This window comes from Robertmurraya mesotrionivorans, from assembly GCF_050971805.1.
Lineage (GTDB): Bacteria > Bacillota > Bacilli > Bacillales > Cytobacillaceae > Robertmurraya_A.
The window spans coordinates 1-21,966 of record NZ_JBPCCH010000019.1; the positions used below are offsets into that span (position 1 = coordinate 1).

Consider the following 21,966-nt stretch of genomic DNA (forward strand, 5'->3'; position numbering starts at 1 on the left):
TTCGCCATAAAAAAACCCCCAATAAAGTAAACAGATTTTTTATTATTTCATCTGTCTACTTTATCGGGAGCATATCAATTTGCACACGTCTTTTTGCTTATTTATTAGGGTTTTTAAGCATATTTAATAAGTGTTGGCATAGCTAATGACATCAATATATATGCTGGACAATAAGTATTGTACAATCAAAAGAGAATGCCAAAACTACTGTCAATATATTAGAGGCTTATGAAAGTATAACCAAACATTCTGTAATTAGGTTGAAGAATACTGAGTGCTATTATATAGGTTAAGTGAGATATTTTCACTTTAAAGATACATGGTTCATAAGGATTGATGCCTTTGTAGTTAAACTCTACATAGAACTATTGAAGCAGCATTCCTGTAAGGAGTATTTTAATGAACAAACGGAGCAGAAGCGTTTATTAAGGAAGTGCTACTGAAAAAAGCATAACATTAGATTATGGATGTTTATGGTAATGAAGAGCTGAATATGTTGAAAATAAAAAATGGCTTAAGAACCACTATCTCTTACGTCTAATGCATCTAAATTTAATGGTCGCGAGAACTGAGATTATTTAAAATTTTATTATATTCTTGGTCACTAATAATCCCTAACATTTTACATAAGTGAGAATGTAAACAGATTTTTTTCCTTTTTCGTTTAGATGGAGACACCCTTATCACTCCTTTTATTGATAGTATATTTCACTCTTTCAAAAAAGTTTCCTATAACCAAAAAACTGAATGAAAAGTATTGTCTATATTAAACTTAAAATAAAAATATAATCCCGCCGAAATAAATGCTTATCGACAACAAAAGTTTTGTGAAGGATTGCAATTAAATAACGAGCATTCCTTTAATAAGGGATGCCACTGTATTGAACAAACGAAGCCGATTTGCTCAATAAGAACATCGAATACATTATTAAATCTTTGTTGTTAATGAAAGGAGCAACCTCGTGAGGAAGTTTGACGATTATACTTTAAAACTAATTGGTGTTTTTTCCCTAGTGGCAATTGTGATAGGTACTGGCTTTACAGCACTCTGGTTAGCCCAAATTGTGGATTTACTAAGTGTTATTGCGAATAAGTAATGTATTATTTGAGGATGTTTTATTCGAAGAGCCGGAATTTATAATAAGGAAAACTCGCCCATTTTGTGGCGAGTTTTGCTTTTTTATATGCCAATTCTAATGTCAAAATGACTGTCATTTTGGTGCATATTTTTTAGTAAAGCACTTCAAAAATGGACCCTTTACCATATAAACTCTGAGCTTTTAGATCCTTTTGAGTATTTACATGTGGAACTTCGTTAGCTCTTCCTGTAATTCCTCTGCTAAACGATTTAATGCGAGGGCAGATGCAGCAATTTCCTGCATAGTTGCCAATTGTTGTTCAGATGCAGCAGCAACATTTTGAGAGTTAGAAGATGTGTCTTGTGCAATGGTAGCTAGAGATTGAACGTTATTTGTAATGTTTTCAGTGGTCTTAGCCATCTGTTCGGCAGAAGAGGAAACCTCGTTAATACGATTGGTAACCATTTGAACAGAATCGAAAATTCGTTTGAAGTTTTCTCCGGTTTCATGAATGACTTTTGTTCCAACCTCGACTTCCTTTAATCCATCAGCCATTGATTCTACTGCAGTCGATGTATGGAATTGAATTTGGTGAATCAGTTTCGCAATTTGGTCTGCAGAAGTTTTTGATTGCTCCGCTAATAATCTCACTTCGTCTGCTACAACAGCAAAGCCTCGTCCGTAGTCACCGGCACGGGCAGCTTCAATAGCCGCATTTAGTGCTAATAGGTTGGTTTGATCGGCTATTCCTGTAATGACACCAACAATTTCACCAATTTCTTTAGAACTTTCGCCTAAAGTAAGAACAAGATTAGAGGTGTGACCAACGGATTGTTGAATCGAATCCATTTGTTGTATTGCTTGTTGAACCAGTTCATTTCCTTCTTTTGCTCGTTGAGTAGAATCTTGAGATGCTTGAGCCACTTGGTTTGAAGCTTGGGCGATTTTTAACATATTATGGGCCATTTCATCCATGGTTAAAACGGTTTCTTGTGCACTGACAGATGATGTTTCAGCACCTGACACAATTCCTTGAATAGAGAAAGTAATTTGTTCGGCTGAAGAAGAGGTTTGTTCAGCGGAAGCATTAAATTCCTGTGAAGCAGCAGCCACTTGATTGGATGTTTCAGAGACCTTTTGTATTAATGACTTTAAATGATCTACCATGATGTTTGACGCACCGATTAAACGTCCGAGTTCATCTTTTGATTTCGTTTGTAAATGGTCTCCTCGTAAATCACCATTCGCGATTTTTTCTAACCGTTTAACGACTAGAGAGATATTATTCGAAATCACTCTTGCATTATATAACCCAATCATAATCGCAATCACAATGGCGATAAGAGAGCCAAAAGTAATCAGACTCTCAGAACTATCAGCTAAAGATTCCACATTTTCTGCTTGAGTCACTGTAATCTGATTCTGCATGTCTACGACTTTTACCCAAGCATCGATGGCTTCTTGGCTGTAAGGTAAGCATTTTTCCTCCATTAGGGCGATGGCGCCTTCCACGTCTCCACGATCATAAAGAGGAATAATTTCATCGGTTACAAGTTTTCGCCACTTACTTGTTTTTTCATCCGCATCAATCAATGCAGACTCGATTTCTTTAGAAATACGACCTTCATTAATCGCCGCTATTAATAATTGTTCGGTTTCTTTTGCAATTTCTGTTTCAGCTAGAAACTTCTCTTTAAACTCACTTTCATTAAAAAGGATGTAATCTCTAGCGATTTTCGCACGATTTGCTACACTAAAGGTCATAGAATTTGCAGCTTCTAAAAATTTCATATCGTTTGCTGTGATGTCTTCTACATCATTAGATATGGAAAAAATCGAATAGTAGCTGTAGGAGGCAATGATGACCAATATAGCAAGAATCAGACCAAAACTGAATAAAATTTTTCCCTTAATACTCCTCATAAAAATTCCCCTTTTGCAATTAAAATGTAATGTTAGACATCGGTGGATCGAAGAAATACGAGGACTAAACTAAGGTTGCGGTAAAACTTTCGTACTGAATTGTCCATTGGGTCTTTTGGTCTATAATTTAAGCAAAAAAATAGTTTGAATTAAAGGTAAAAAAGTTCAAACTGAATTCTATTTTTGCAACCTACTAAGCATTCTAGTATCCTCGTAATTAGAACTTTATTTTATACACGAGAATGCTAGAAGACAATTTTGAATGTGCTGTATCTTATGAATTCAGGGGATCCATTTAGGAAAGGGGTTAAAAACAAGATGATTACTTTAAGAAATGTTCAATCTACAGATTTAGAACAGCTTTTATTGATTGAGAATGAAGGGTTTTCTAAAGAAGAAGCTGCCACGAAAGACGCATTTGTGGAGAGGATTCAGTTGATACCTGATACATTTATAGTGGCAGAAATGGATGGACATATCCTAGGCTATATTAATGGCCCTATCATAAATCAGCCTTACATAACCGATGATCTTTTTGAGAAAATCAGTGAGAACCCGACAAGAGGAGGGTATCAGAGCATTTTAGGATTAGCTGTGTCCAAACAGGCAAGAAATCAAGGAATTGCAAAAATCTTGATTAAAAAAATGAAAGTGCTTGTTGAAGAAAATGAAAGAGAAGGAATCACGTTAACCTGTAAACAGGATTTAGTTTCTTTTTATGAAAAATTAGGTTTTGTAAACCATGGAATGTCCGAATCACAACATGGAGGAGTATGCTGGTATAACATGGTCAAACGGAACACTCTTGCATAGAAAAAGGAGGACATCTTTTAATAGAACGTCCTCCGATTCATTATCTTTGATTCGTATGAGTGGGACTCGATAACGAGTAACTTTTAATCATTTTTTGTAAATTGATGTGTCCTTCTCTTAATTTAATCGTTTCTTGGAGGATTTTCTGGAATCCTTCCAAATCGCGATCCGATGCATTTAATACAGATTTAGGTATCGCCTCTACAAGTTGTTGTAAGTTTAAGTCTGCCATAAAATGACCACCTTTCTTTATTTTTAAATTACTTAAGATTCATTTTTTCGTAGTGTTCATAAAACACTTTAAATAGTCTTTCATCCCCACCACGATCAGGATGAAGAAACTTTAGTAGTTTTCTTAGTTCTTTCTTCAGGAAGTCCTTGTCAGCATCCTCCTCGATCCCTAAGAGGGAGTGGATGGTATAAGGGGCAGGCGTGAATAAAGAATTCTCAGATCTGACCATTTTTTTCAACGAGCGAACTTTGGCTCGTTCGATTCGTAGAGTTATTTCTAGTTCTTCCATTTTCTCTTTTAATTTTGTATTTTCATGAAACGTTTTTTCCCAATGTTCATAATCAACGCCGAATTGTTGACTCAATCTCTCATTTTTCTTTTCAACAATAAAAGTGGCTAAATCGAAAGGATCAATAGAAAAGTTTATGTTCAAATCTTTTGTTCTTTTGGCCCTTATTTTCCCCTTGAGAATCCAACGAATGACCGTCTCTTCACTGTCCGCGATGCCTTCACTCCGAAGTAATTCAGTAGTTTCTTTCACATTTAACATAGTATCAACTCTTTAATCTTACTTGTAAATTTAATGTATCATAGGATTCACTATTACAAATTTACAGGTTTGTTTAAATTAGATGTTAAATGTAACTAATGTAACGATTATATTACATTTCAAAGTTCGAAAAGGGAGATTATGAGCTTTTTTAACATATAAATGGAAAAATATGATGTTTATAGTAAAATTAGGGAGAGATAATAAGTAGCTGGGAGGTTCCATGCATTTATACGAAACTCTTAAAAAGAAAAATGTGAAGATTAGGGAGATACCAAAATGGGCTCCGTACTTACGAAAGAAATGGGAAGTTCATTTTGCAAGTCACCTTAGTTCGGAGGAAAAAGAATCTATTCACTTTTATGACGATAAAGACCATGCCTGTGGGTTTATGTGGCATTTCTTTAGTTATGAAAAGACGAGATACTTGGAAAAAGAGGCAGCAAATGCAGCTCAGCGGCTTCCTTAATAGGTACCAAATCGATATTGGTGGGTATTCCTGTCAACTTAGGCATAAAAATGGTTCAATCCCATGTGACACTTGATCGTTTTGAAGTATTTCAAACACTGCAGCACGGGATTTAATTTGCGCTGGGGCAGGTGGGGAATAAGATCAGTTAACATGTGCTAATCATAGTGTGGGTATGTAGTCGATGAAGGTCATTTTAGAAGGAAAAGTTGGTGGAAATGACCTTCATCGAGGGTATGAAGGTCGTTTTTGAGTGAAAAGTTGGATGAAATGACCTTCATCGAGGGTATGAAGGTCGTTTTTGAGTGAAAAGTTGGTTGAAATGACCTTCATCGGGGGTATGAAGGTCATTTTTGCATGAAAGGTGGTTGGAAATGACCTTCATTGAGATCTCAAGATGATGTTGTGGAGAAAGGCTCTTGAATTAACGAAGGCCCCAATCTTGTTCAGATGGGGCCTTACATGTTACTGCTTTATAATTTTTTCTTCTACGCGTTTTTCGATCCTCTCGACTAATAACTTATCCTTTAGTAATTCCTCTTTATTTCGCTTCATCAGTTCTTCTAAAGTTAGTTTTCCGGGTTTCATCTCTTTCTTCCTTCCTGATATTAAAATTTGATTTTTCTGACAATATGATTCAATAAAAAACCTCTACCACTATGGTAAAGGTTTAATGTAAATAAACCTTTACAAACAGGTAAAGGTCTTGCTAACAACGACAAATGGTTGCCAACAAAGCCGGGAGTGAAGTGACTCCGTAATGACGACTTTGCTGTAAAAGCTACTCCCCTTTAAGGAGATATTTGTTTGTATGTGTTAATCATAAAAGATTGTGAATTATTAGTCAAATGATATGCACTGCTTTAGAAAGGAAAAACAAAGATTTAATTGGTAAAAGTGAGGAGTATAATAGTAGAATAAGATAAAAAGTTAAAAAAAGGGAATATAGGAAGACTTAGACAAGAGATATTTTTAGATTGGAGTCCTCTGGTATGGTGAAGAGTATTTATAAAAGTGTGGCAGGAAAAAGAATTTTGAATGAGCATTATGAACAGTATGTTAAATCGTTTCCTTTTCCAGTAGAACGAAGATACGCGAGTACGAGTTTTGGGGAAACGCATGTGCTTGTGGCAGGTCCACCAGAAGGGAAACCAGTATTTTTATTTCAGGGGGGCAACTGCATCAATCCCATGACATTCGCATGGTTCACTCCTTTAATTAATCAGTATCGCATATATGCACCAGATACAATCGGTCATCCCGGCTACAGTGCCGAAACGAGAATTTCCGCAAAAGACGATAGTTTTGCTAAATGGATTGAGGAGTTAATGAATGAGTTTCACATACCTAGCTGTGCATTTATCGGACCTTCTTATGGAGCGGGAATTATTTTAAGATTAGCGACTTACCTGCCTAATAAAATTGCCTGCTCCGTACTGGTGTCACCAGCAGGAATCAAATTGGGATCCAAAAGGAAGATGATTAAAGAAATATTACTTCCTTTACTGTTGTTTCACTCTTTCTCTCCAGACAAAAATTTAAACAAAATTGCTGCGATCATGTCTGATCATAGCATGAAAGAACTAGATAAACAGATTATCGGTGATGTGTTTCGTTATACAAGGCTGGAACAAGACATGCCTAAATTAACGGAGGCGGAAGAGTTAGTCCATTATCACGCACCGACACTTATTATAGCAGGTAAAAAAGATGTTTTTTTTCCTGAAAAAAATGTAAGCCCTACAGCAAAGAGCATTTTTTCCAATTTAATTGATTTTAAGTCGTATGATATGGGCCATTTTCCTTCAGAAGAATATTTAACCACCATTAATAAGGATATTTTGGAGTTTCTTCAGAAGTATTACTAATTTTCTAGTACATAAAAAAACGTTTAGAGCAGGGGCTCTGAACGTTTTTTACTTCGTTACGATTGTAAAAGAGCGGTAGAAGGGGAGTTGTTTGTTTCATTGTTCGCCGCTTATAAAATGTCCCTTAAGCGTGGCAAGTTAATCAAGGGTCGCATAATGATCATAGCAATAAGAGTCGCTAAACAAAGATTCAATCCAACCCGTTCCCCAGCCCCAAGCGTAAACACTAAATATCAACCAGGAAATAAAATAAACACAAATAAGGAATTGCTAGCAGAAAGGCGCTTTCGAAATGTGCTTTCGAATGATTCGGATGTATTTATTCATGGTTTCGAAGGTCGCTTCCGAGTCATTAGGAAGTATATATTCCTAGTTTCGAAGTTGGCTTTCGAATCATTCGTAAGGTAAAACAGTACGATCTATGTTTTCGAAGGTTGTTTCCGAGTCATTCGTAGGGTGAAATGAAATGACCCTTACTCAATACCTATTCGGAAAAGTAAAAGTGCAAGCAAAGCAGTAATTGGAGTCATTATGATGGTTTCAAAAAACGAATTTGATGCTAAATTTCCAATCGTATTTAGGATCATAAGAACAAACATAACCCAAATCCCCATATTTACAACTCTATTGAATTGTCCCTCGAACAAATATCCTGCCTTTACCCCAATTACAAAGAGAAATAGGATTTGTACAGTGATGGATATAGTTTCAAAGATGAACAAGTCAGTCGAACTGTTTAATCGGCCACCCCAAACAAAATGATACGGAATGATTTGAAAAAGGATCAGTATATGCATGAAAAGGGCTAATGTACAGATGGTTATGGTACTAATACTTGCAAGTTTAAAACTGATGAACTTTTTCATTTATATCCTCCCATATAACGAGGTTTTTCTATTTTAATATATTCATTGGGAAGCGATATATGTTAAATGAGTTTTTTTATCATGCTTTGATATTTTAACAAATGGTAGCCACATATATGTAACAATTGGAAATTAAACAATGCCAGAAATGGCCGATATAAGGTACGAGGGAACTAGATAGTATCTAAAATGTATATTTATACAAACACAACAAGAGTAACTTCCTGGAGGTAGGTTTATGATAAAGAGAAAAAGTAGTATTAAAATGAAAATGCTCAGTATGTTTTTACCTATTATTCTTATTTCAACCATTGCAATCACGGCTTTAAGCTTCTTTAGCTCGAAAAAAGAAATCACTGTACTTACAGAATCTAGTGTAAATAACCAGATGGCAACGATTTTAGAGGAAATGGAGCATGGTTTCACGGCCCATACAAGGCTTGCTGAGTCCATTGCCACGTTGTACAAGGTAAAAGGGAACACTCTAGTAAAAGAAGATTACAAAAAGTCCTTAGAAGAAACCATTAAATTAAACGCCAATACATTCGGGCTAGGCATCTGGTTGGAACCATTCCAATATAACCAGAATACTAAATTTTTTGGACCGTATGTTTATAGAGATGGTGAAACAATTTCGTACACAGAGGATTATGAAACGGCTGAATATAACTATCCGGAACTAGATTGGTATATTCAGGGGAAAGAAGTCGGGGAAGGCAAGATCGCATGGTCACCCCCTTACTATGATGAGGGATTAAATAAAACATTAATTACAGCATCTGTTCCTATTTTTGTGGGTGGGAAGTTCATTGGAAATATTACGGCAGATTACGATTTGACAACGATACAAGACTTGATTGTTACTCAAAAGTTTGAACAATCGGGCCATCTGTTCCTTGTAGGCTTAGCGGGAGAATTTATCGCCCATAAAGAAAAATCTATGACCGATAACATAATGGATGATTCCGAGCTAAAACAACTAGGAGAAGAGATACTTGAACATGAAAGTGGAACCAAGGTTTATACCACGAACAATAAAGAATGGGAAGCTTTTTACTCTACCTTTCCTGAAACAGGATGGAAACTGGTATCGGTAGCCCCTGCAAGTGAACTATATGATGGGGTTACTTCCTTGCTAGTAAAATCCGTTGGTATTACTGCCTTCTTTTTACTAGTGTCTATCACCTTAATTGTTGTATTTAGTTCGAGCATGTCAAAAAAGATGCAGCAGTTTGTTGAGAAGATAGGATTCCTTGCGGAGGGGGATTTAACTCATCCGATTCAAATAAAAACAAAAGATGAACTGGGACAAATGGGTGATCATTACAATCAAGCCTTGAGTCAGTTAAACCAGATGTTTTACACGATCCGTTCCTCTTCTGAACAAGTAGCGGCTAGTGCAGAAGAATTATCAGCGAGTGCCGAACAGACAAGTTCATCGGTAGCGGAAGTGGCAGGGTCTATCCAGGATGTTGCTGCGAATAATAATGAGCAAAACAATTATACGAGCCAAATGAAAGACAGTACGAGTGCTATTTATCAAAGTATGGAACAAATTACGTCCAATATTGAAAATGTGAAAGACTCTTCTGCTCAAACGACGATTCTCGCCCAAGATGGAACTGACGATGTGAAAAGGGCCATTGAACAAATGAATGAGATCCATTCAACGGTTCAACAAACAGCTCAGTCTATTAACCAACTAGATAACAAATCCAGACAAATTGAAGAAATCGTTGGTCTGATTAATTCAATCGCTGAACAAACCAACTTGCTTGCATTAAATGCAGCGATCGAAGCTGCGAGAGCTGGGGAACATGGAAAGGGCTTTGCCGTTGTAGCAGATGAAGTGAGAAAACTAGCAGAGCAATCAAGTAAAGCTTCTGGAGATATTAAGGAATTAATTCACGAAATTCAGAATGAAATTAGTACCTCCGTATCTGTTATGAAATCGAGTACTGAGTCAACTCAGTCTGGAATCCATGTGGTTGAACAAACAGGACAATCATTCAATCAAATTTATGATGCGATTGGAAATATGACGCAGCACACGGAAGAGGTATATCACTCCATCGTTCATATCCTTAAAGAAGTGGATCAAATGAAAGATGTAGTAGATGCGGTGAACGAATTGGCTGTAACCAATGATGAAAAAGCTCAAAATGTATCGGCTGCAACGGAAGAACAAGCTGCCATGGTACAAGAAATGACGGCTTCGAGTGAAGCATTAGCACAAATTGCAACGGATCTTCAACTAGAATTAGCCAAATTTAAGCTGTAAGAAAGGGAAGGAAAGATGGGAATCATACATCTTTCCTATTTTTTTTCGGCAAAATATTTCTTTCGCTTTCGATTGTTTTCTTGCAATCTCGAAGTCATTACAGAAACAAAATTCTGTATAAAGGCATTGTAATTGAAAGATAAAGCGATCTTATCAAGCGTTTCCACCGGTTCAACATCAGGTTTTGCTCGGAAATCTGCACTTGATGTTCCCCTAGAAAAATTCGAAATGTCAACTCTCGCTCTCCTCGAAAAGAATTGAAAAGACTCGGGGCTGACAATGGAGTATAGAGTAAGAACATCATGAACTGCGGCAGCCTGTAATCCAGGGATTAGTTTATTATACGCATTAATATAGTAATCCATTATGGGCTTAAATAAGCTTGAGAAAGGATTGCTGTTAAGTGAGGATATATAGTTTACTATTTGAGGAGATATAAGAGAATAATTCGTAACATTTAGCGGTAAAATCGTAATGTTCCTGCCTTTTTCTAAGACCAAATCACTCGCTATTGGATCACCATAAAAATTAGCCTCCGCCGAAGCTGTTACATTTCCTGGGTGATTAAATGCACCTCCCATAATATACATGGAGTTTACTTGATTCATAAATTCTGGCCCTGCTAATATAAATGCGGTTGCAAGTGAGGTTGAGCGACCAACATCCACGATCGTTAATTCACTTTTGTACGTCTCAATAATTTTAAATATGCTAGAAAAATCCTGAATATTTGCTGTAAAGGTATCAGGTGGACGTATCGGTCCAAGCCCTTCTGGTCCATGTATTTCAGGATAAAACTGTACTAATTCTCCGGAAAAAGGTCCTTTTGCTCCTCGTATGACCGGAATGTCTAGTCTCCCAGCTAATTGGAGCAAAAAAGCAGCATTTTTTGCAGCCTGTGTTTCATCCACATTTCCATATCCCGTAACCACACCCACTAATTCTATTTCTGGATGCAATAAGGCATAGATAATGGCAACTGCATCATCAATCCCTGGATCACCAAATAGCAACACTTTCTTCATCTCATTCACCTGATTTACTAAGACTTTTTAATAATATATAGCTCTCGATAAAAACAGGTAACTTGTTCGTTTGGATTTGATAATTCTTATCGGAGAAGTTAGTGAGAAGAGGTGAAAGCGTAAAACCCGAAAAAACGTTTTCAAACTAAGAAATTATTGTTAAGATAAATAGGTTGGATATATTTGGTAAGTAGGTGGTGATATTTCCAGTTGACCTATATGACACATTATTCTTACGGAGGAACAAAAAAATGAACTTTTTAAAAAATAAAATCGCTATTGTTACAGGGGTTAGTCGGCTGAAAGGAATAGGCGCGGCTATTTGCCTGGAGTTAGCGGAGGCAGGCTATCATCTGTTTTTTACGTACTGGACGAAATATGATCAAACGATGCCTTGGAGTGTTCAGAGTGATGAGCCAGCAAGATTAAAAGAAGAACTGCTGAAAAAAGGGGTGAAGGTGGGATGTATGGAGTTAGATTTAACGCTAGATGATGCGCCCTTACTGCTATTCGATCAGGTTTGTGAAGAGTTGGGGGAGCCTGATATTTTAATTAATAATGCCGCCTACTCTACAAATAATGATTATTCAAATATAACCTTCGAAGAATTAGATAAGCATTATCTAGTAAACATTCGGGCAACCACATTAGTTAGTACGACATTTGCCAAAAGGTTTCATAAAAAATTTGGTGGAAGAATCGTCAATCTTACTTCAGGTCAATTTAAAGGACCGATGCCAGGTGAATTAGCGTATGCAACCACAAAGGGAGCTATTGATGCGTTAACGATTACGCTGTCAGCTGAAGTGGCTCCTTTAGGTATTACGGTGAATGCCGTGAACCCAGGTCCAACGGATACTGGCTGGATGACGGAGGAACTGAAAGAGGAGTTAACACCATTATTTCCTTTCGGTCGAGTAGGGATGCCAAGAGATGTGGCAAAAACGATCAAGTTTCTCGTCAGTGAAGAAGCGGACTGGATCACAGGGCAGATTATTCATTCAGAAGGTGGATTTAAAAGATAACAAAAAGGCGGGGAAAATCCCGCCTTTTAGGTGACGCTTAGAACTCTCTTTTCTTCCTTTTTAGGTTCTTTAATTAACATAACTCCGATCAAACCCATAAATGAAAAAAGCACGGGAATTAAAAAGCCATAATGATACCCAATATGAATGGCTTGTGGTGGGAATAAATCTAGTATCTTTCCAAAAATACTAGGCAATAAAACGGCACTTAGAAATCCGCCTGTATTGGCAAAGCCTGATACCACACCAACTTCTTCTATAGGAAAAGACTTTCGTACGACAGCAAATGTAAGTGAACTCGCACCATTTCCAAATCCAATGATAAAAAGCAAAGCTACTACCATGAAAAAAGAAGGATTTACGCCAGCAAAAAACAGTCCTCCCCAACTAAAAAAGACGGTTATATGAATGAGGGTGTAAACTCTTTTGATAGAATCTAATCGGCTTGTTATCCAACTGATTAACGGTCCACCAATAATGGAGCCAAATAGACAATACATAATCAGTTGACTGGCCTCAGAACGTGACAAGTCAAACACTTGAATACCATAAGGAACACCCCATGAACCGATAAAGCCAATATAGGTACCAACGATTCCAAAGTGGCAGAGGAACGTGGCCCAACCTTGCTGAGTGGAAAACACTCGCTTTAGAATCGCCCAAACACTTTCACGCTTTATGGTCGAACGTTTTTTTGATTTTGGATTTTCTGTAAATAGTTTTTTAGGTTTAGAAACGAGAACCGTATAGAGGAGAACCGATGCTCCCACTAGGATAAGTCCGATGGTAAGAAAGGGTGTTCTCCAACCGGAAAAAGAAATCCACGCGGAGAAGGGAACGGTAGATGATAGGGATCCAAGACTGGCTGTCATCGAAACGACACCTAATAAACTGATAAATTCCTGAACTTTAAACCACTGATTCATAATTAAAACAAAGTTGACAAAAATCGTGGCGTCTCCCATTCCCACTAATATTCGAGAGAGCAATAATACATACTCATTCGGGGCAACACTGTAAATTATGCTCCCTATTCCATTAAGAAGGGTTCCAAAAATCAGAAAATGATTAGGACCATATCGATCAGACAGCAATCCGACCGGTATTTGCAGTCCTGCATAAGCTAAAAATTGAATGCCCGTAATGAGTCCAATGAGAGAAGCGGAAACTTGAAAATCAGTCATTAATTGGTCAGTGATGAGGCCAGGTGCGGTTCGTTGACTTACAATAATAAAATAGGCAAACAAGACGGTACCAAACACTACCCATCTGTAGTTGCTTTCCTGTTTGTTCATGTAGATTAGATCCCTTCTGAGTTACAAATATTATTCTATTACGTTTGTTGTTTTACTTCGAAAAAAGCCACCTAAATCAGCGATAGAAGGAAAGATAAAACGAAAGGTTGTCCCTCTACCCACTTCACTTTGCACACGAATCATTCCATTCATGGCTTTCACAATACTATACACCACCATCATCCCAAGACCCGTACCCTTTGATCCTTTGGTCGAATAATAAGGCTCTCCCAGTCGATCTAATTGTTCTCTTGTCATTCCAATTCCGTGGTCAATGACGGATATCGATACATTTTTTCTGCTTGTATCTGTACGTATGAATAACTGACCACCACTAGGCATGGATTCAATTCCGTTTTTTATCACATTCAAAAAGCATTGGTGAAACTTTAGTCGATCTCCGATAATATGTCCTTCTGTTTCAATTTGAGTAATTACTTCAACTGAATTTTGATTCGCTGTGGGTTGCAGCATTTTTACAATTAGAGTGAGTTCCTTACTAACATCTATGGGTTCCACTTTTTCTAACGATGGTTTTGAAAAGGTTAGGTAATCTTTTATGACCTGTTCCGCTAAAATCAATTCATGTGAAATAATCTTCAGATAGTCTATATGTTTTTGAGATGTTTGTGGACCTTCTAGTAGCAATTGAACAAACCCTTTAGCCGAGGTAAGGGGATTTCGTATCTCATGGGATATGGCGGCGCCCATTTGTTCCACGACTTCTAACTTACCTGATTTAATTAATTGATTTTGTAAATGGAAATTCTTTATAACAAACTCACTCGTTATGGAAATCATGGCGATACCTAAATTAGGAACCACTAAATACGCTATGTATGCATCAAATCGATTAACATTTAAATCCATAAATACCAAGGAAGAAACAGTTATGATACTAAGTACAATACCAAACGAGATGGAAATGACCACCCGACGAGATGGACGTTGATTCCAAAACCAGGGGTAAATCTTCCAAAAGAAAAAGGCTAATGGTAAATAAAGGGCGATATTTGTAAAGAATCCTGTATCGATTCCATATAATCCTCTAATAAAAATAACCATGATAGAAAGGATGGGACCAATTCCTAAGTAAAGTCCACCAATCAGCACGGGAAGCTCTCGTAAATCCATTGAAATATGTGGAACGGGTTGGTAAGAGAATTGGAAGCATGACCAAAGGAGAACGATGCCCCAAAATAATGAAAAACGTTTCGATATAGAAAAATTCCTCATCTTGGCTGACCATACAAGTGCAAAAAACAAAAGTATGAATATTAAGGAAAGATTAAAAAAGAAGTGTTGAGTGATTTCCATGAGACTTCCTCCGACAAATTCAACCATTTGATTCTATTATATATAGGGTGATTAGAAAAAACATTAACATATTTTGTCTTACATTCCTATGAAATTATAATATGGAAATTTATGTTATGATAGATAAAAAGAAAAATAGAGGGAGAGTGAAAGGGATTTTACCTAGAAAAATCATTGCTGCATCCATTTCAGGGTCTATTTTTGGTATTATTTTAGGATTCGTCTTTAATTCACTTGGTGAATCCAATAGCCAAGGGTATTTAGTTTCTGCTATTTCGAGCATTCCGTTTTATATGATGTATAGCTTTCCGGTTATTTTAATCTACGGAGTTAGTACATCGATGATTAGTGACAAAATCGGTGAGTTTATTTCAAAACAAAATAAAAGGACTGAATGGGTGGTTTCAGCAGGTTTTCACATTCTTTTTGGCCTAATACTGAAGTGGATTAGTCTTGGAGCATCCGTCCTATTTTTTATAACTGATCGGCTGTTAAGAAGACGTAAGCCTCATTACCCGTGGGGACAAGCGTTGAAAAGTTTGTGTATTCCTATAGGAACCTGGCTAGTTTGCATGATTACGGTTTGGGCTGTTTTTTAAACAAGATAGAAGTGGCGGTGCTTTCATATGGAACCCAAATGGTTAGAATGGGCGAAACAACTTCAATCCATTGCGCAAGCAGGATTAACGTACTCGAAAGATGTGTATGACATAGAAAGATTTGAAATGATTAGAGATCTAAGTGTTGAAATTTTGTCTTGTTACACGGATGTAAGTATGACGAAAATAAAGGATCTATTTGCGAACGAAACAGGATATGCCACTCCTAAGGTAGATATAAGAGCGGTTGTTTTTAGAGAGAATAAAATTCTAATGGTAAAAGAAAAGAATGATGGAGCTTGGTCTTTGCCAGGCGGTTGGGGAGATATAGGATTCACTCCTAGTGAGGTGGTGGTGAAAGAAGTGCAAGAGGAGTCAGGGTTTGATGTAAGACCCTTAAGATTAATAGCTGTTCTTGATAAGAAGTGCCATCCTCATCCTCCGGCACCATACCATGTATATAAAATGTTTATCCAGTGTGAAATAATCGGTGGGAAGGCAAAAGAGGGAATGGAAACGAGCGAAGTCGCGTTTTTTGCTGAAGATGAACTACCTCCTTTATCAATAGAAAGAAACACAGAATCACAAATTCGGATGGCATTCGAATACTTGCATGATTCGCTAAAAGCCGTTTATTTGGATTAGAACACATGAGGATGAATGATCAAATGAAATGTAATTGCGAACAGAAGACATGTTATGAAGTAAAAGTGGAAGCGGATGTTGGGGCAGATCCTCTCTGGTGTCAAAAATGCGGATACAATCTTGACCTCGACCAATTCATATTCTCCATGGAATTAAAGAAAGAATTAATGAAGTGGATGAAGCAATACGGGGAATGGATTGATTGGGACGCTGATAAGTTGGTTGAAAATGGGGTTAAATTGGAAGCGAAACATAACATAGAAGGTGAAAGACTAACGGAAAGAGTGAAAAAAGAACTTGGATTAGCATACAGAGTCATTTTTTCACCATCCACAGTGGCACGTAGTTATGCGAATAAATAGCATATTTGGGATTAAAAAAACCAGCTTCCCAAGGGAAACTGGTTCTCATATGTAGCGCCGCCTTTGCCGTATGAAGTGTAAGAAAGTTTTAAACCACCACTCCTCAAAGTGGGTGTCTGCAGAAACATTCCTGCCTGTCCTCCAGATCATATAGATGGAGACTTGTCATTCCTGTTTCAATGTTAAACTCCCTATTACAGCTTAAAGGTTAAAACTTACTTATGAATACGAACAATGCAGCTTGTATTGTTATACTAATATAATAGTGGTTGTGGTTCAATGGTAATTATTTCCCAGTTGGTAGCTTTGCTTCTTGATCTCTTTTTTCGAGAATAGTAAGGTTGTTGTGCTTTTCTTGGGTAAGTGACACGGGATTACCAGAAACTAGTGAAGATAACGAAAAGCCAGACAGACTTTTGGGGGAATTTTACAGATGAAGGGCGTTAACAAGTTCGATTGGTGCTTGGAACGTCCTACATAAAGGTGAGGAAAGACGCTATGGCATATATTTAGGTTCAAAACGTTCTTCATCGGTGCTATGAAGAACGTTTTGGCCTCATCCGAAGCACGAAATGAAGTTCATTGACGTTATGAAGGTCATTTTAGGTTTAATCGTTGCACGAATTGAAGTTCATCTACGCTATGAAGCTCATTTTAGCTTTAATCGTTGCACGAATTGAAGTTCATCGATGCTATGAAGGTCATTTCAGCTTCAATCGCAGTACTAATTAATGTTCATCAAGTCTATGAAGCTCTTTTTATCACACATCCGCTACATTCCACAGCTACCCCCACTCTCAGCCCCATCTAAATAACCACTTCACAAATTTAGAACCATTTTTTTCACGCTGAGTTGGGAAAAGAAGAATATGAAAACGGTTTCAACATAAAATGAAGTACACCGAGAATCAACCAGCTAGAATGGAAACGAAAGGGAGGGGACAAAGTGAGGATTTTATTATGTTGTGCCGCGGGAATGTCTACGAGTCTATTAGTGACGAAAATGGAGAAGTCCGCGGAGGAACAGGGGTTAGAGGCGAAGATTTGGGCGGTATCCGCGGACGTGGTTCGAAATCACGTCGACAATGCAGATGTACTTCTCGTGGGTCCGCAGGTTCGCTACATGCTGCCTCAACTGAAAAAACTTGGCCAGGAAAAAGGGATTCCGGTGGACATGATTAATACCGTGCACTATGGAACATGTAATGGCGCCGAAGTGTTGAAATTTGCAAAACAGTTAGTCACCAAATAAGGAGTGATTGGAATGAGCAAATTTACGGATGTGTTGGAAAACAAGGTAATGCCAGTGGCTGGACGCATTGCCGGACAGCGTCATTTACAAGCGTTGCGTGATGGACTTATTTTAACGATGCCTCTTATTATCGTCGGTTCCATTTTCTTAATACTCGGATTTTTGCCGATTCCTGGCTATGAAGAATTCATGGCGAATACCTTTGGTGATGCTTGGCTCACCAAGCTACTCTATCCAGTGGGTGCGACATTTGACATCATGGCGCTCATTGCAGGATTTGGGATCGCCTACCGGTTAGCGGAAAAGTACAATGTGGAGCCATTGTCTGCAGGTGCGATTTCGGTTTCTGCCTTCCTGCTTGCCACTCCATTTGAAGTGTCGTTTTTAGCAGAAGGTGCCTCAGAAGCGGTCATGGTTGGTGGGGCAATTCCGGCTGCTTTGATGGGAAGTAAAGGGTTATTCGTAGCGATGTTAATCGCGATGCTGTCTACTGAAATTTATCGATATATTATCCAGAAGAATATTGTTTTCAGACTGCCTGACGGGGTTCCGCCCGCAGTTAGTAAATCGTTCGTTGCGTTAATTCCAGGTGCGATTGTTATTTTCGTTGTTTGGATTTTACGTATATTAGTAGAAAATACCGACTTCGGGAGCTTACACAATATCGTCGGAGAGCTTCTTGGAAAGCCACTCGGCGTGCTTGGCGGAAGCTTGATTGGTAGTTTAGTAGCCGTTTTCCTTGTACAACTCTTATGGTCATGCGGATTACACGGTGCCTCCATCGTTGGTGGTGTCATGGGGCCGATTTGGTTAGCGGCCACAGATGCAAACCGTCTTGCTTTCCAAAATGGTTCGGATGAACTGCCAAATATTTTCACGGCTCAATTCTTTGACCTGTTCGTGTATATCGGTGGATCGGGTGCGACATTCGCGCTTGTGGTCATGATGCTACTTAGAGCACGAAGTCAGCAAATGAAGCAGCTCGGAAGGTTAGCGTTCGGACCGGGGCTCTTCAATATTAACGAACCGATCACGTTCGGGATGCCAATCGTGATGAACCCGCTGATGATTGTGCCGTTCATTTTAGCACCACTTACGATTGTCATCACCACGTATATCGCGATGAGTACAGGTCTTGTAGCCAAACCAGCTGGAATTGCCGTACCGTGGACGATGCCACCAATCATTGGAGGCTATTTAGCAACAGGAGGGAAGATTTCCGGAGCCCTTCTGCAACTCTTCAATTTCTGCGTCACCTTCGCGATTTATTATCCATTCTTTAGAATGTGGGATCGTCAGAAGTATGCGGAGGAACAAGGGAAATAAAGCATTTTAGGAGGAGCCTATGACAAAGTTAGTGATCAACGCAGATGATTTCGGGTACTCGAAAGGAGTCAACCTAGGAATCCTCGAAGCGTACAAACACGGAGTCGTCTCCTCAACCACCATGATGGTCAATATGCCTAGAGCTGCGCACGCTGCAGCTCTAGCGCTTGCCCATCCAGGGTTGGGAGTCGGGATTCATCTTGTGTTGGATTGTGGATATCCTGTCCACTCAAACGTTCCATCGCTCGTCGATGGTACAGGCCGATTTTACAAAATGGAAGAAATGCTGGAAAAAGCAGATCCTCATGACATTGAAAAAGAACTGAATGCTCAAATCGAGAAGTTTTTCTCATTTGGCTTAACTCCGACACACTTGGACGGGCATCATCATGTCCACGGACAGGAAAAGATCTATCCTTTTGTGGAAAAATTGGCCAATGCCTTCAAGCTTCCGATTCGGAAGGTGTCAGCTGATCCCAACCATTCAAGCAATCAGCTTCTACAAACCACCCAAACCTTCCTGTATGAATTTTACGGAAACACATTAACTCCAACTTCTCTCATAGATTTAGTAAAGAAGTCCACTTCCTTTGAAACGGCAGAAATCATGTGCCACCCAGCGTTTATTGACGAAGAGGTGCTAACGGGCAGTTCGTACAATGTCCAGCGTGTACGGGAGTTATCGATTTTAACTGACCCAATGGTCAAACAGATGATTGAGGAGAACGACATCGAGCTTCTTACATACAAAGACGTGATCAAGTAAAAGGGGGAGAAACATGGAACAAGAACAAATTGTGTTTCAAATCATTTTACACGGGGGAAACGGTCGGAGCTCTTCGATGGAGGCAATCATTGCAGCGAAGGCTGGAGATTTTGCTAGAGCACGGGCCAAGCTTCAGGAAGCAGCGGACGAGTTACATGAAGCTCATAAAATACAAACAAATCTCATTCAATCAGAAATCCGAGAAGGTCCATCTACAGTCTCGCTACTAATGGTTCATGCGCAGGATCATTTAATGAACGCGATCGTCGTAAAGGATCTGGCATCTGAATTTGTGGATTTGTATGAAACACTAGGGTTTTCACAGGAGGGTGAAGCATGACAAAAAAACTGAAGGTAGCCACGATTGGCGGAGGATCTAGCTATACTCCGGAATTAGTGGAGGGGTTTATTAAACGATACGACGAGTTCCCGGTCAGTGAGCTTTGGTTAGTCGATATTGAGGCAGGCAAGGAAAAGCTCGAGATCGTCGGAAACCTAGCGAAACGGATGGTGAAAAAAGCAGGCCTTCCGATTGAGGTTCATTTAACATTGAATCGTCGGGAAGCACTAAAGGACGCGGACTTTGTGACGACTCAGTTCCGGGTTGGCTTGCTAGAAGCGCGCGCGAAGGATGAGCGAATTCCGTTGAAATATGGAGTGCTCGGTCAGGAAACGAATGGTCCGGGAGGCTTGTTTAAAGGGTTACGCACGATTCCTGTGATTTTAGACATTTGCCGTGACATGGAGGAGTTATGTCCAAACGCGTGGTTGATCAATTTTACAAACCCAGCTGGCATGGTGACAGAAGCCGTTCTTCGTTATTCTACTATTAAAAAGGTCGTCGGGCTCTGTAATGTTCCGATTGGCATGGAAATGGGAATTGCGAAGCTGTTGGGTGTGGAGCACTCTCGTATTCGCATTGACTTTGCGGGGCTCAATCATATGGTGTATGGCTTGGATGTGTTTGTGGACGGGGAGAGTGTGAAGGAAAAGGTATTCACCCTTTTAACGGACCCGAATAACACAAGCTTTGTGAAAAACATCCCAGGCTACGGGTGGGAGCCGCAGTTTTTGAAAGCACTAAATGCCCTGCCATGTCCGTATCATATGTATTATTACAAAACAAAAACGATGGTCGATAAAACGCTTGAAAGTGCCGAAAAGGAAGGCACACGAGCCGAAGTTGTTCAACGGCTAGAAAAAGACTTGTTTGAGTTATACAAGGACGAAAACCTAAACATCAAACCACCACAGCTCGAAAAACGCGGAGGAGCGTATTATTCAGATGCCGCCGTTCGACTCATTACTTCTATCTATAATGATAAAGGGGACATCCAGCCAGTCAACACGAGGAACGCCGGTGCGATCGCAAGCATTCCGTACGACTCGGCCGTCGAAGTAAGCTGCATCATCACAAAGGACGGACCACGACCCATCACGATGGGAGACCTCCCAGTCGCTGTTCGCGGATTGGTTCAGCAAATTAAATCGTTTGAACGAATAGCAGCAGAGGCAGCAGTGACCGGTGACTATGCGACCGCGTTACTTGCGATGTGCATCAACCCGTTGACTCCGTCGGATACAGTAGCAAAAGAGATCTTGGACGAAATGTTGGAGGCACATAAGGAGCATCTGCCTCAATTTTTTAAAGAGAGCGGCGTGTGAAACACACGTCGTTTTTTTGTGGAGTGCCCGTGAATTCCAGAATTTAGTGGGATGGGGTCAATAAAAATAGATTTAGTGCCCTTGAAATCCATATTTTAGTAGAATTAGGTCACTAAGAATAGATTTAGTGCCCGTGGATTCCAAAATTTAGTGGAATAAGGTCACTAAGTTTAGATTTGGTGCCCGCGATTTCCATAATTTAGTAGGTAGAGGGAACTAAGTTTGGATCTAGGAACTGTGAATTCCAGAATCTAGGGTGATAATACTAATACTTGGAATTTTTTGTTGGATAAGCAGATAAAAACTCATTAAATATGTTCTTCATAGGTCGAAAATGGTAAAATTTACATTAATGAAATATAAAGGAGGTCCGGACCTGTATGCCCGTTATCATAGCTAGTCTTTTCTCAGCCCTCATTATCCTGATGACCGTATCATTCATGATTAAAGTATTACATATCGGTTATAAACGTAAGGAAATTAGTTTTCGCCAGCTTATCTTATATGTTTGTTCCTCTGTAGCCGTTGGATCAATCGTTGCTATAAGTCTGCCTTTTGCTTTCATAAAGCTGTTTCACTCGGTATTAGGAGCTTAATTTTAAAGAAGG

Annotated in this window: 23 protein-coding genes; 15 read left to right on the plus strand and 8 right to left on the minus strand. The window is 38.9% G+C overall.

The annotated features are described in order from the left end of the window. Nucleotides 1–962: 962 nt before the first annotated feature. Nucleotides 963–1,097: a hypothetical protein gene (locus ACRX5O_RS20205; RefSeq protein ID WP_433907623.1), complete on the plus strand. Its 135-nt coding sequence runs from the start codon at nt 963–965 to the stop codon at nt 1,095–1,097. A gap of 201 nt (nt 1,098–1,298) precedes the next feature. On the opposite strand, the gene ACRX5O_RS20210 is transcribed toward ACRX5O_RS20205, so the two are convergent. After that, nucleotides 1,299–3,002: a methyl-accepting chemotaxis protein gene (locus ACRX5O_RS20210; protein ID WP_433907624.1), complete on the minus strand. Its 1,704-nt coding sequence runs from the start codon at nt 3,000–3,002 to the stop codon at nt 1,299–1,301. A gap of 318 nt (nt 3,003–3,320) precedes the next feature. Here ACRX5O_RS20210 and ACRX5O_RS20215 point away from each other — a divergent pair, with 318 nt between their 5' ends. Next, complete coding sequence (locus tag ACRX5O_RS20215; protein ID WP_433907625.1) at nt 3,321–3,815, plus strand: GNAT family N-acetyltransferase; 495 nt, start codon at nt 3,321–3,323, stop codon at nt 3,813–3,815. 40 nt (nt 3,816–3,855) lie between these two features. Here the strand turns inward: ACRX5O_RS20215 and ACRX5O_RS20220 are convergent, their stop codons facing one another. Together ACRX5O_RS20220 and ACRX5O_RS20225 are read right to left on the minus strand one after the other, a co-directional pair. Continuing rightward, nucleotides 3,856–4,047 carry a hypothetical protein gene (locus ACRX5O_RS20220; protein WP_433907626.1) on the minus strand — a complete coding sequence of 64 codons (192 nt, stop codon included), beginning with the start codon at nt 4,045–4,047 and terminating at the stop codon, nt 3,856–3,858. A 28-nt stretch (nt 4,048–4,075) separates the two neighbouring features. Beyond that, nucleotides 4,076–4,597 (minus strand): J domain-containing protein, encoded by a 522-nt coding sequence (locus ACRX5O_RS20225; RefSeq protein ID WP_433907627.1) that lies wholly within the window; start codon nt 4,595–4,597, stop codon nt 4,076–4,078. A gap of 223 nt (nt 4,598–4,820) precedes the next feature. On the opposite strand from ACRX5O_RS20225, the gene ACRX5O_RS20230 reads away from it, so the two are divergent. Beyond that, on the plus strand, nt 4,821–5,066 hold the full coding sequence (locus tag ACRX5O_RS20230) for a DUF4275 family protein (RefSeq protein ID WP_433907628.1): 246 nt from the start codon (nt 4,821–4,823) through the stop codon (nt 5,064–5,066). Between the two features lie 465 nt (nt 5,067–5,531). On the opposite strand, the gene ACRX5O_RS20235 is transcribed toward ACRX5O_RS20230, so the two are convergent. Further along, the gene (locus ACRX5O_RS20235) at nt 5,532–5,654 is read right to left on the minus strand and encodes an FbpB family small basic protein (protein ID WP_430775717.1); all 123 of its coding nucleotides are present in this window, start codon (nt 5,652–5,654) and stop codon (nt 5,532–5,534) included. Between the two features lie 404 nt (nt 5,655–6,058). Here ACRX5O_RS20235 and ACRX5O_RS20240 point away from each other — a divergent pair, with 404 nt between their 5' ends. Further along, a complete protein-coding gene (locus tag ACRX5O_RS20240; protein ID WP_433907629.1) occupies nt 6,059–6,934 on the plus strand; it encodes an alpha/beta fold hydrolase in 876 nt (291 codons plus the stop codon). Between the two features lie 473 nt (nt 6,935–7,407). Here ACRX5O_RS20240 and ACRX5O_RS20245 read toward each other — a convergent pair whose 3' ends face one another. Next, a complete protein-coding gene (locus tag ACRX5O_RS20245; RefSeq protein WP_433907630.1) occupies nt 7,408–7,800 on the minus strand; it encodes a hypothetical protein in 393 nt (130 codons plus the stop codon). A 238-nt stretch (nt 7,801–8,038) separates the two neighbouring features. Here ACRX5O_RS20245 and ACRX5O_RS20250 point away from each other — a divergent pair, with 238 nt between their 5' ends. After that, nucleotides 8,039–10,081: a methyl-accepting chemotaxis protein gene (locus ACRX5O_RS20250; protein ID WP_433907631.1), complete on the plus strand. Its 2,043-nt coding sequence runs from the start codon at nt 8,039–8,041 to the stop codon at nt 10,079–10,081. Nucleotides 10,082–10,116: 35 nt separating this feature from the next. On the opposite strand, the gene ACRX5O_RS20255 is transcribed toward ACRX5O_RS20250, so the two are convergent. Beyond that, nucleotides 10,117–11,106 (minus strand): nucleoside hydrolase, encoded by a 990-nt coding sequence (locus tag ACRX5O_RS20255; protein ID WP_433907632.1) that lies wholly within the window; start codon nt 11,104–11,106, stop codon nt 10,117–10,119. 251 nt (nt 11,107–11,357) lie between these two features. Here ACRX5O_RS20255 and ACRX5O_RS20260 point away from each other — a divergent pair, with 251 nt between their 5' ends. Further along, the gene (locus tag ACRX5O_RS20260; RefSeq protein ID WP_433907633.1) at nt 11,358–12,131 is read left to right on the plus strand and encodes an SDR family oxidoreductase; all 774 of its coding nucleotides are present in this window, start codon (nt 11,358–11,360) and stop codon (nt 12,129–12,131) included. Nucleotides 12,132–12,157: 26 nt separating this feature from the next. Here ACRX5O_RS20260 and ACRX5O_RS20265 read toward each other — a convergent pair whose 3' ends face one another. Together ACRX5O_RS20265 and ACRX5O_RS20270 are read right to left on the minus strand one after the other, a co-directional pair. Next, the gene (locus ACRX5O_RS20265; protein ID WP_433907634.1) at nt 12,158–13,426 is read right to left on the minus strand and encodes an MFS transporter; all 1,269 of its coding nucleotides are present in this window, start codon (nt 13,424–13,426) and stop codon (nt 12,158–12,160) included. A gap of 30 nt (nt 13,427–13,456) precedes the next feature. After that, complete coding sequence (locus tag ACRX5O_RS20270) at nt 13,457–14,743, minus strand: ATP-binding protein (protein WP_433907635.1); 1,287 nt, start codon at nt 14,741–14,743, stop codon at nt 13,457–13,459. Between the two features lie 116 nt (nt 14,744–14,859). On the opposite strand from ACRX5O_RS20270, the gene ACRX5O_RS20275 reads away from it, so the two are divergent. The 9 genes from ACRX5O_RS20275 (at nt 14,860) to ACRX5O_RS20315 (ending at nt 21,954) form a co-directional block, all read left to right on the plus strand. After that, on the plus strand, nt 14,860–15,342 hold the full coding sequence (locus tag ACRX5O_RS20275) for a hypothetical protein (protein WP_433907636.1): 483 nt from the start codon (nt 14,860–14,862) through the stop codon (nt 15,340–15,342). 27 nt (nt 15,343–15,369) lie between these two features. Next, nucleotides 15,370–15,987, plus strand: coding sequence for an NUDIX hydrolase (locus ACRX5O_RS20280; protein ID WP_433907637.1), 618 nt, complete (start codon nt 15,370–15,372; stop codon nt 15,985–15,987). Nucleotides 15,988–16,010: 23 nt separating this feature from the next. Next, the gene (locus ACRX5O_RS20285; protein WP_433907638.1) at nt 16,011–16,349 is read left to right on the plus strand and encodes an immunity protein CdiI family protein; all 339 of its coding nucleotides are present in this window, start codon (nt 16,011–16,013) and stop codon (nt 16,347–16,349) included. Nucleotides 16,350–17,295: 946 nt separating this feature from the next. Next, complete coding sequence (locus tag ACRX5O_RS20290; protein ID WP_251518333.1) at nt 17,296–17,601, plus strand: PTS sugar transporter subunit IIB; 306 nt, start codon at nt 17,296–17,298, stop codon at nt 17,599–17,601. Nucleotides 17,602–17,613: 12 nt separating this feature from the next. Further along, entirely contained in the window at nt 17,614–18,927 is a 1,314-nt protein-coding gene (gene celB / locus ACRX5O_RS20295) for a PTS cellobiose transporter subunit IIC (protein ID WP_433907639.1), read from the plus strand. 19 nt (nt 18,928–18,946) lie between these two features. Then, nucleotides 18,947–19,693, plus strand: coding sequence for a chitin disaccharide deacetylase (gene chbG, locus ACRX5O_RS20300; protein ID WP_433907640.1), 747 nt, complete (start codon nt 18,947–18,949; stop codon nt 19,691–19,693). 13 nt (nt 19,694–19,706) lie between these two features. Beyond that, nucleotides 19,707–20,033 carry a PTS lactose/cellobiose transporter subunit IIA gene (locus tag ACRX5O_RS20305; RefSeq protein WP_119708031.1) on the plus strand — a complete coding sequence of 109 codons (327 nt, stop codon included), beginning with the start codon at nt 19,707–19,709 and terminating at the stop codon, nt 20,031–20,033. After that, a complete protein-coding gene (locus ACRX5O_RS20310; RefSeq protein WP_433907641.1) occupies nt 20,030–21,358 on the plus strand; it encodes a 6-phospho-beta-glucosidase in 1,329 nt (442 codons plus the stop codon). The genes ACRX5O_RS20305 and ACRX5O_RS20310 overlap by 4 nt, the downstream gene beginning before the upstream one ends. A gap of 380 nt (nt 21,359–21,738) precedes the next feature. After that, a complete protein-coding gene (locus ACRX5O_RS20315) occupies nt 21,739–21,954 on the plus strand; it encodes a hypothetical protein (protein WP_433907642.1) in 216 nt (71 codons plus the stop codon). Nucleotides 21,955–21,966: the final 12 nt, after the last annotated feature.

Bases quoted from the DNA above. Each gene is read 5' to 3' on its own strand.
- ACRX5O_RS20210 (WP_433907624.1), bottom strand. From the start codon at position 3,002: ATGAGGAGTATTAAGGGAAAAATTTTATTCAGTTTTGGTCTGATTCTT.
- ACRX5O_RS20215 (WP_433907625.1), top strand. From the start codon at position 3,321: ATGATTACTTTAAGAAATGTTCAATCTACAGATTTAGAACAGCTTTTA.
- ACRX5O_RS20220 (WP_433907626.1), bottom strand. From the start codon at position 4,047: ATGGCAGACTTAAACTTACAACAACTTGTAGAGGCGATACCTAAATCT.
- ACRX5O_RS20225 (WP_433907627.1), bottom strand. From the start codon at position 4,597: ATGTTAAATGTGAAAGAAACTACTGAATTACTTCGGAGTGAAGGCATC.
- ACRX5O_RS20230 (WP_433907628.1), top strand. From the start codon at position 4,821: ATGCATTTATACGAAACTCTTAAAAAGAAAAATGTGAAGATTAGGGAG.
- ACRX5O_RS20235 (WP_430775717.1), bottom strand. From the start codon at position 5,654: ATGAAACCCGGAAAACTAACTTTAGAAGAACTGATGAAGCGAAATAAA.
- ACRX5O_RS20240 (WP_433907629.1), top strand. From the start codon at position 6,059: ATGGTGAAGAGTATTTATAAAAGTGTGGCAGGAAAAAGAATTTTGAAT.
- ACRX5O_RS20245 (WP_433907630.1), bottom strand. From the start codon at position 7,800: ATGAAAAAGTTCATCAGTTTTAAACTTGCAAGTATTAGTACCATAACC.
- ACRX5O_RS20250 (WP_433907631.1), top strand. From the start codon at position 8,039: ATGATAAAGAGAAAAAGTAGTATTAAAATGAAAATGCTCAGTATGTTT.
- ACRX5O_RS20255 (WP_433907632.1), bottom strand. From the start codon at position 11,106: ATGAAGAAAGTGTTGCTATTTGGTGATCCAGGGATTGATGATGCAGTT.
- ACRX5O_RS20260 (WP_433907633.1), top strand. From the start codon at position 11,358: ATGAACTTTTTAAAAAATAAAATCGCTATTGTTACAGGGGTTAGTCGG.
- ACRX5O_RS20265 (WP_433907634.1), bottom strand. From the start codon at position 13,426: ATGAACAAACAGGAAAGCAACTACAGATGGGTAGTGTTTGGTACCGTC.
- ACRX5O_RS20270 (WP_433907635.1), bottom strand. From the start codon at position 14,743: ATGGAAATCACTCAACACTTCTTTTTTAATCTTTCCTTAATATTCATA.
- ACRX5O_RS20275 (WP_433907636.1), top strand. From the start codon at position 14,860: ATGATAGATAAAAAGAAAAATAGAGGGAGAGTGAAAGGGATTTTACCT.
- ACRX5O_RS20280 (WP_433907637.1), top strand. From the start codon at position 15,370: ATGGAACCCAAATGGTTAGAATGGGCGAAACAACTTCAATCCATTGCG.
- ACRX5O_RS20285 (WP_433907638.1), top strand. From the start codon at position 16,011: ATGAAATGTAATTGCGAACAGAAGACATGTTATGAAGTAAAAGTGGAA.
- celB (WP_433907639.1), top strand. From the start codon at position 17,614: ATGAGCAAATTTACGGATGTGTTGGAAAACAAGGTAATGCCAGTGGCT.
- chbG (WP_433907640.1), top strand. From the start codon at position 18,947: ATGACAAAGTTAGTGATCAACGCAGATGATTTCGGGTACTCGAAAGGA.
- ACRX5O_RS20305 (WP_119708031.1), top strand. From the start codon at position 19,707: ATGGAACAAGAACAAATTGTGTTTCAAATCATTTTACACGGGGGAAAC.
- ACRX5O_RS20310 (WP_433907641.1), top strand. From the start codon at position 20,030: ATGACAAAAAAACTGAAGGTAGCCACGATTGGCGGAGGATCTAGCTAT.
- ACRX5O_RS20315 (WP_433907642.1), top strand. From the start codon at position 21,739: ATGCCCGTTATCATAGCTAGTCTTTTCTCAGCCCTCATTATCCTGATG.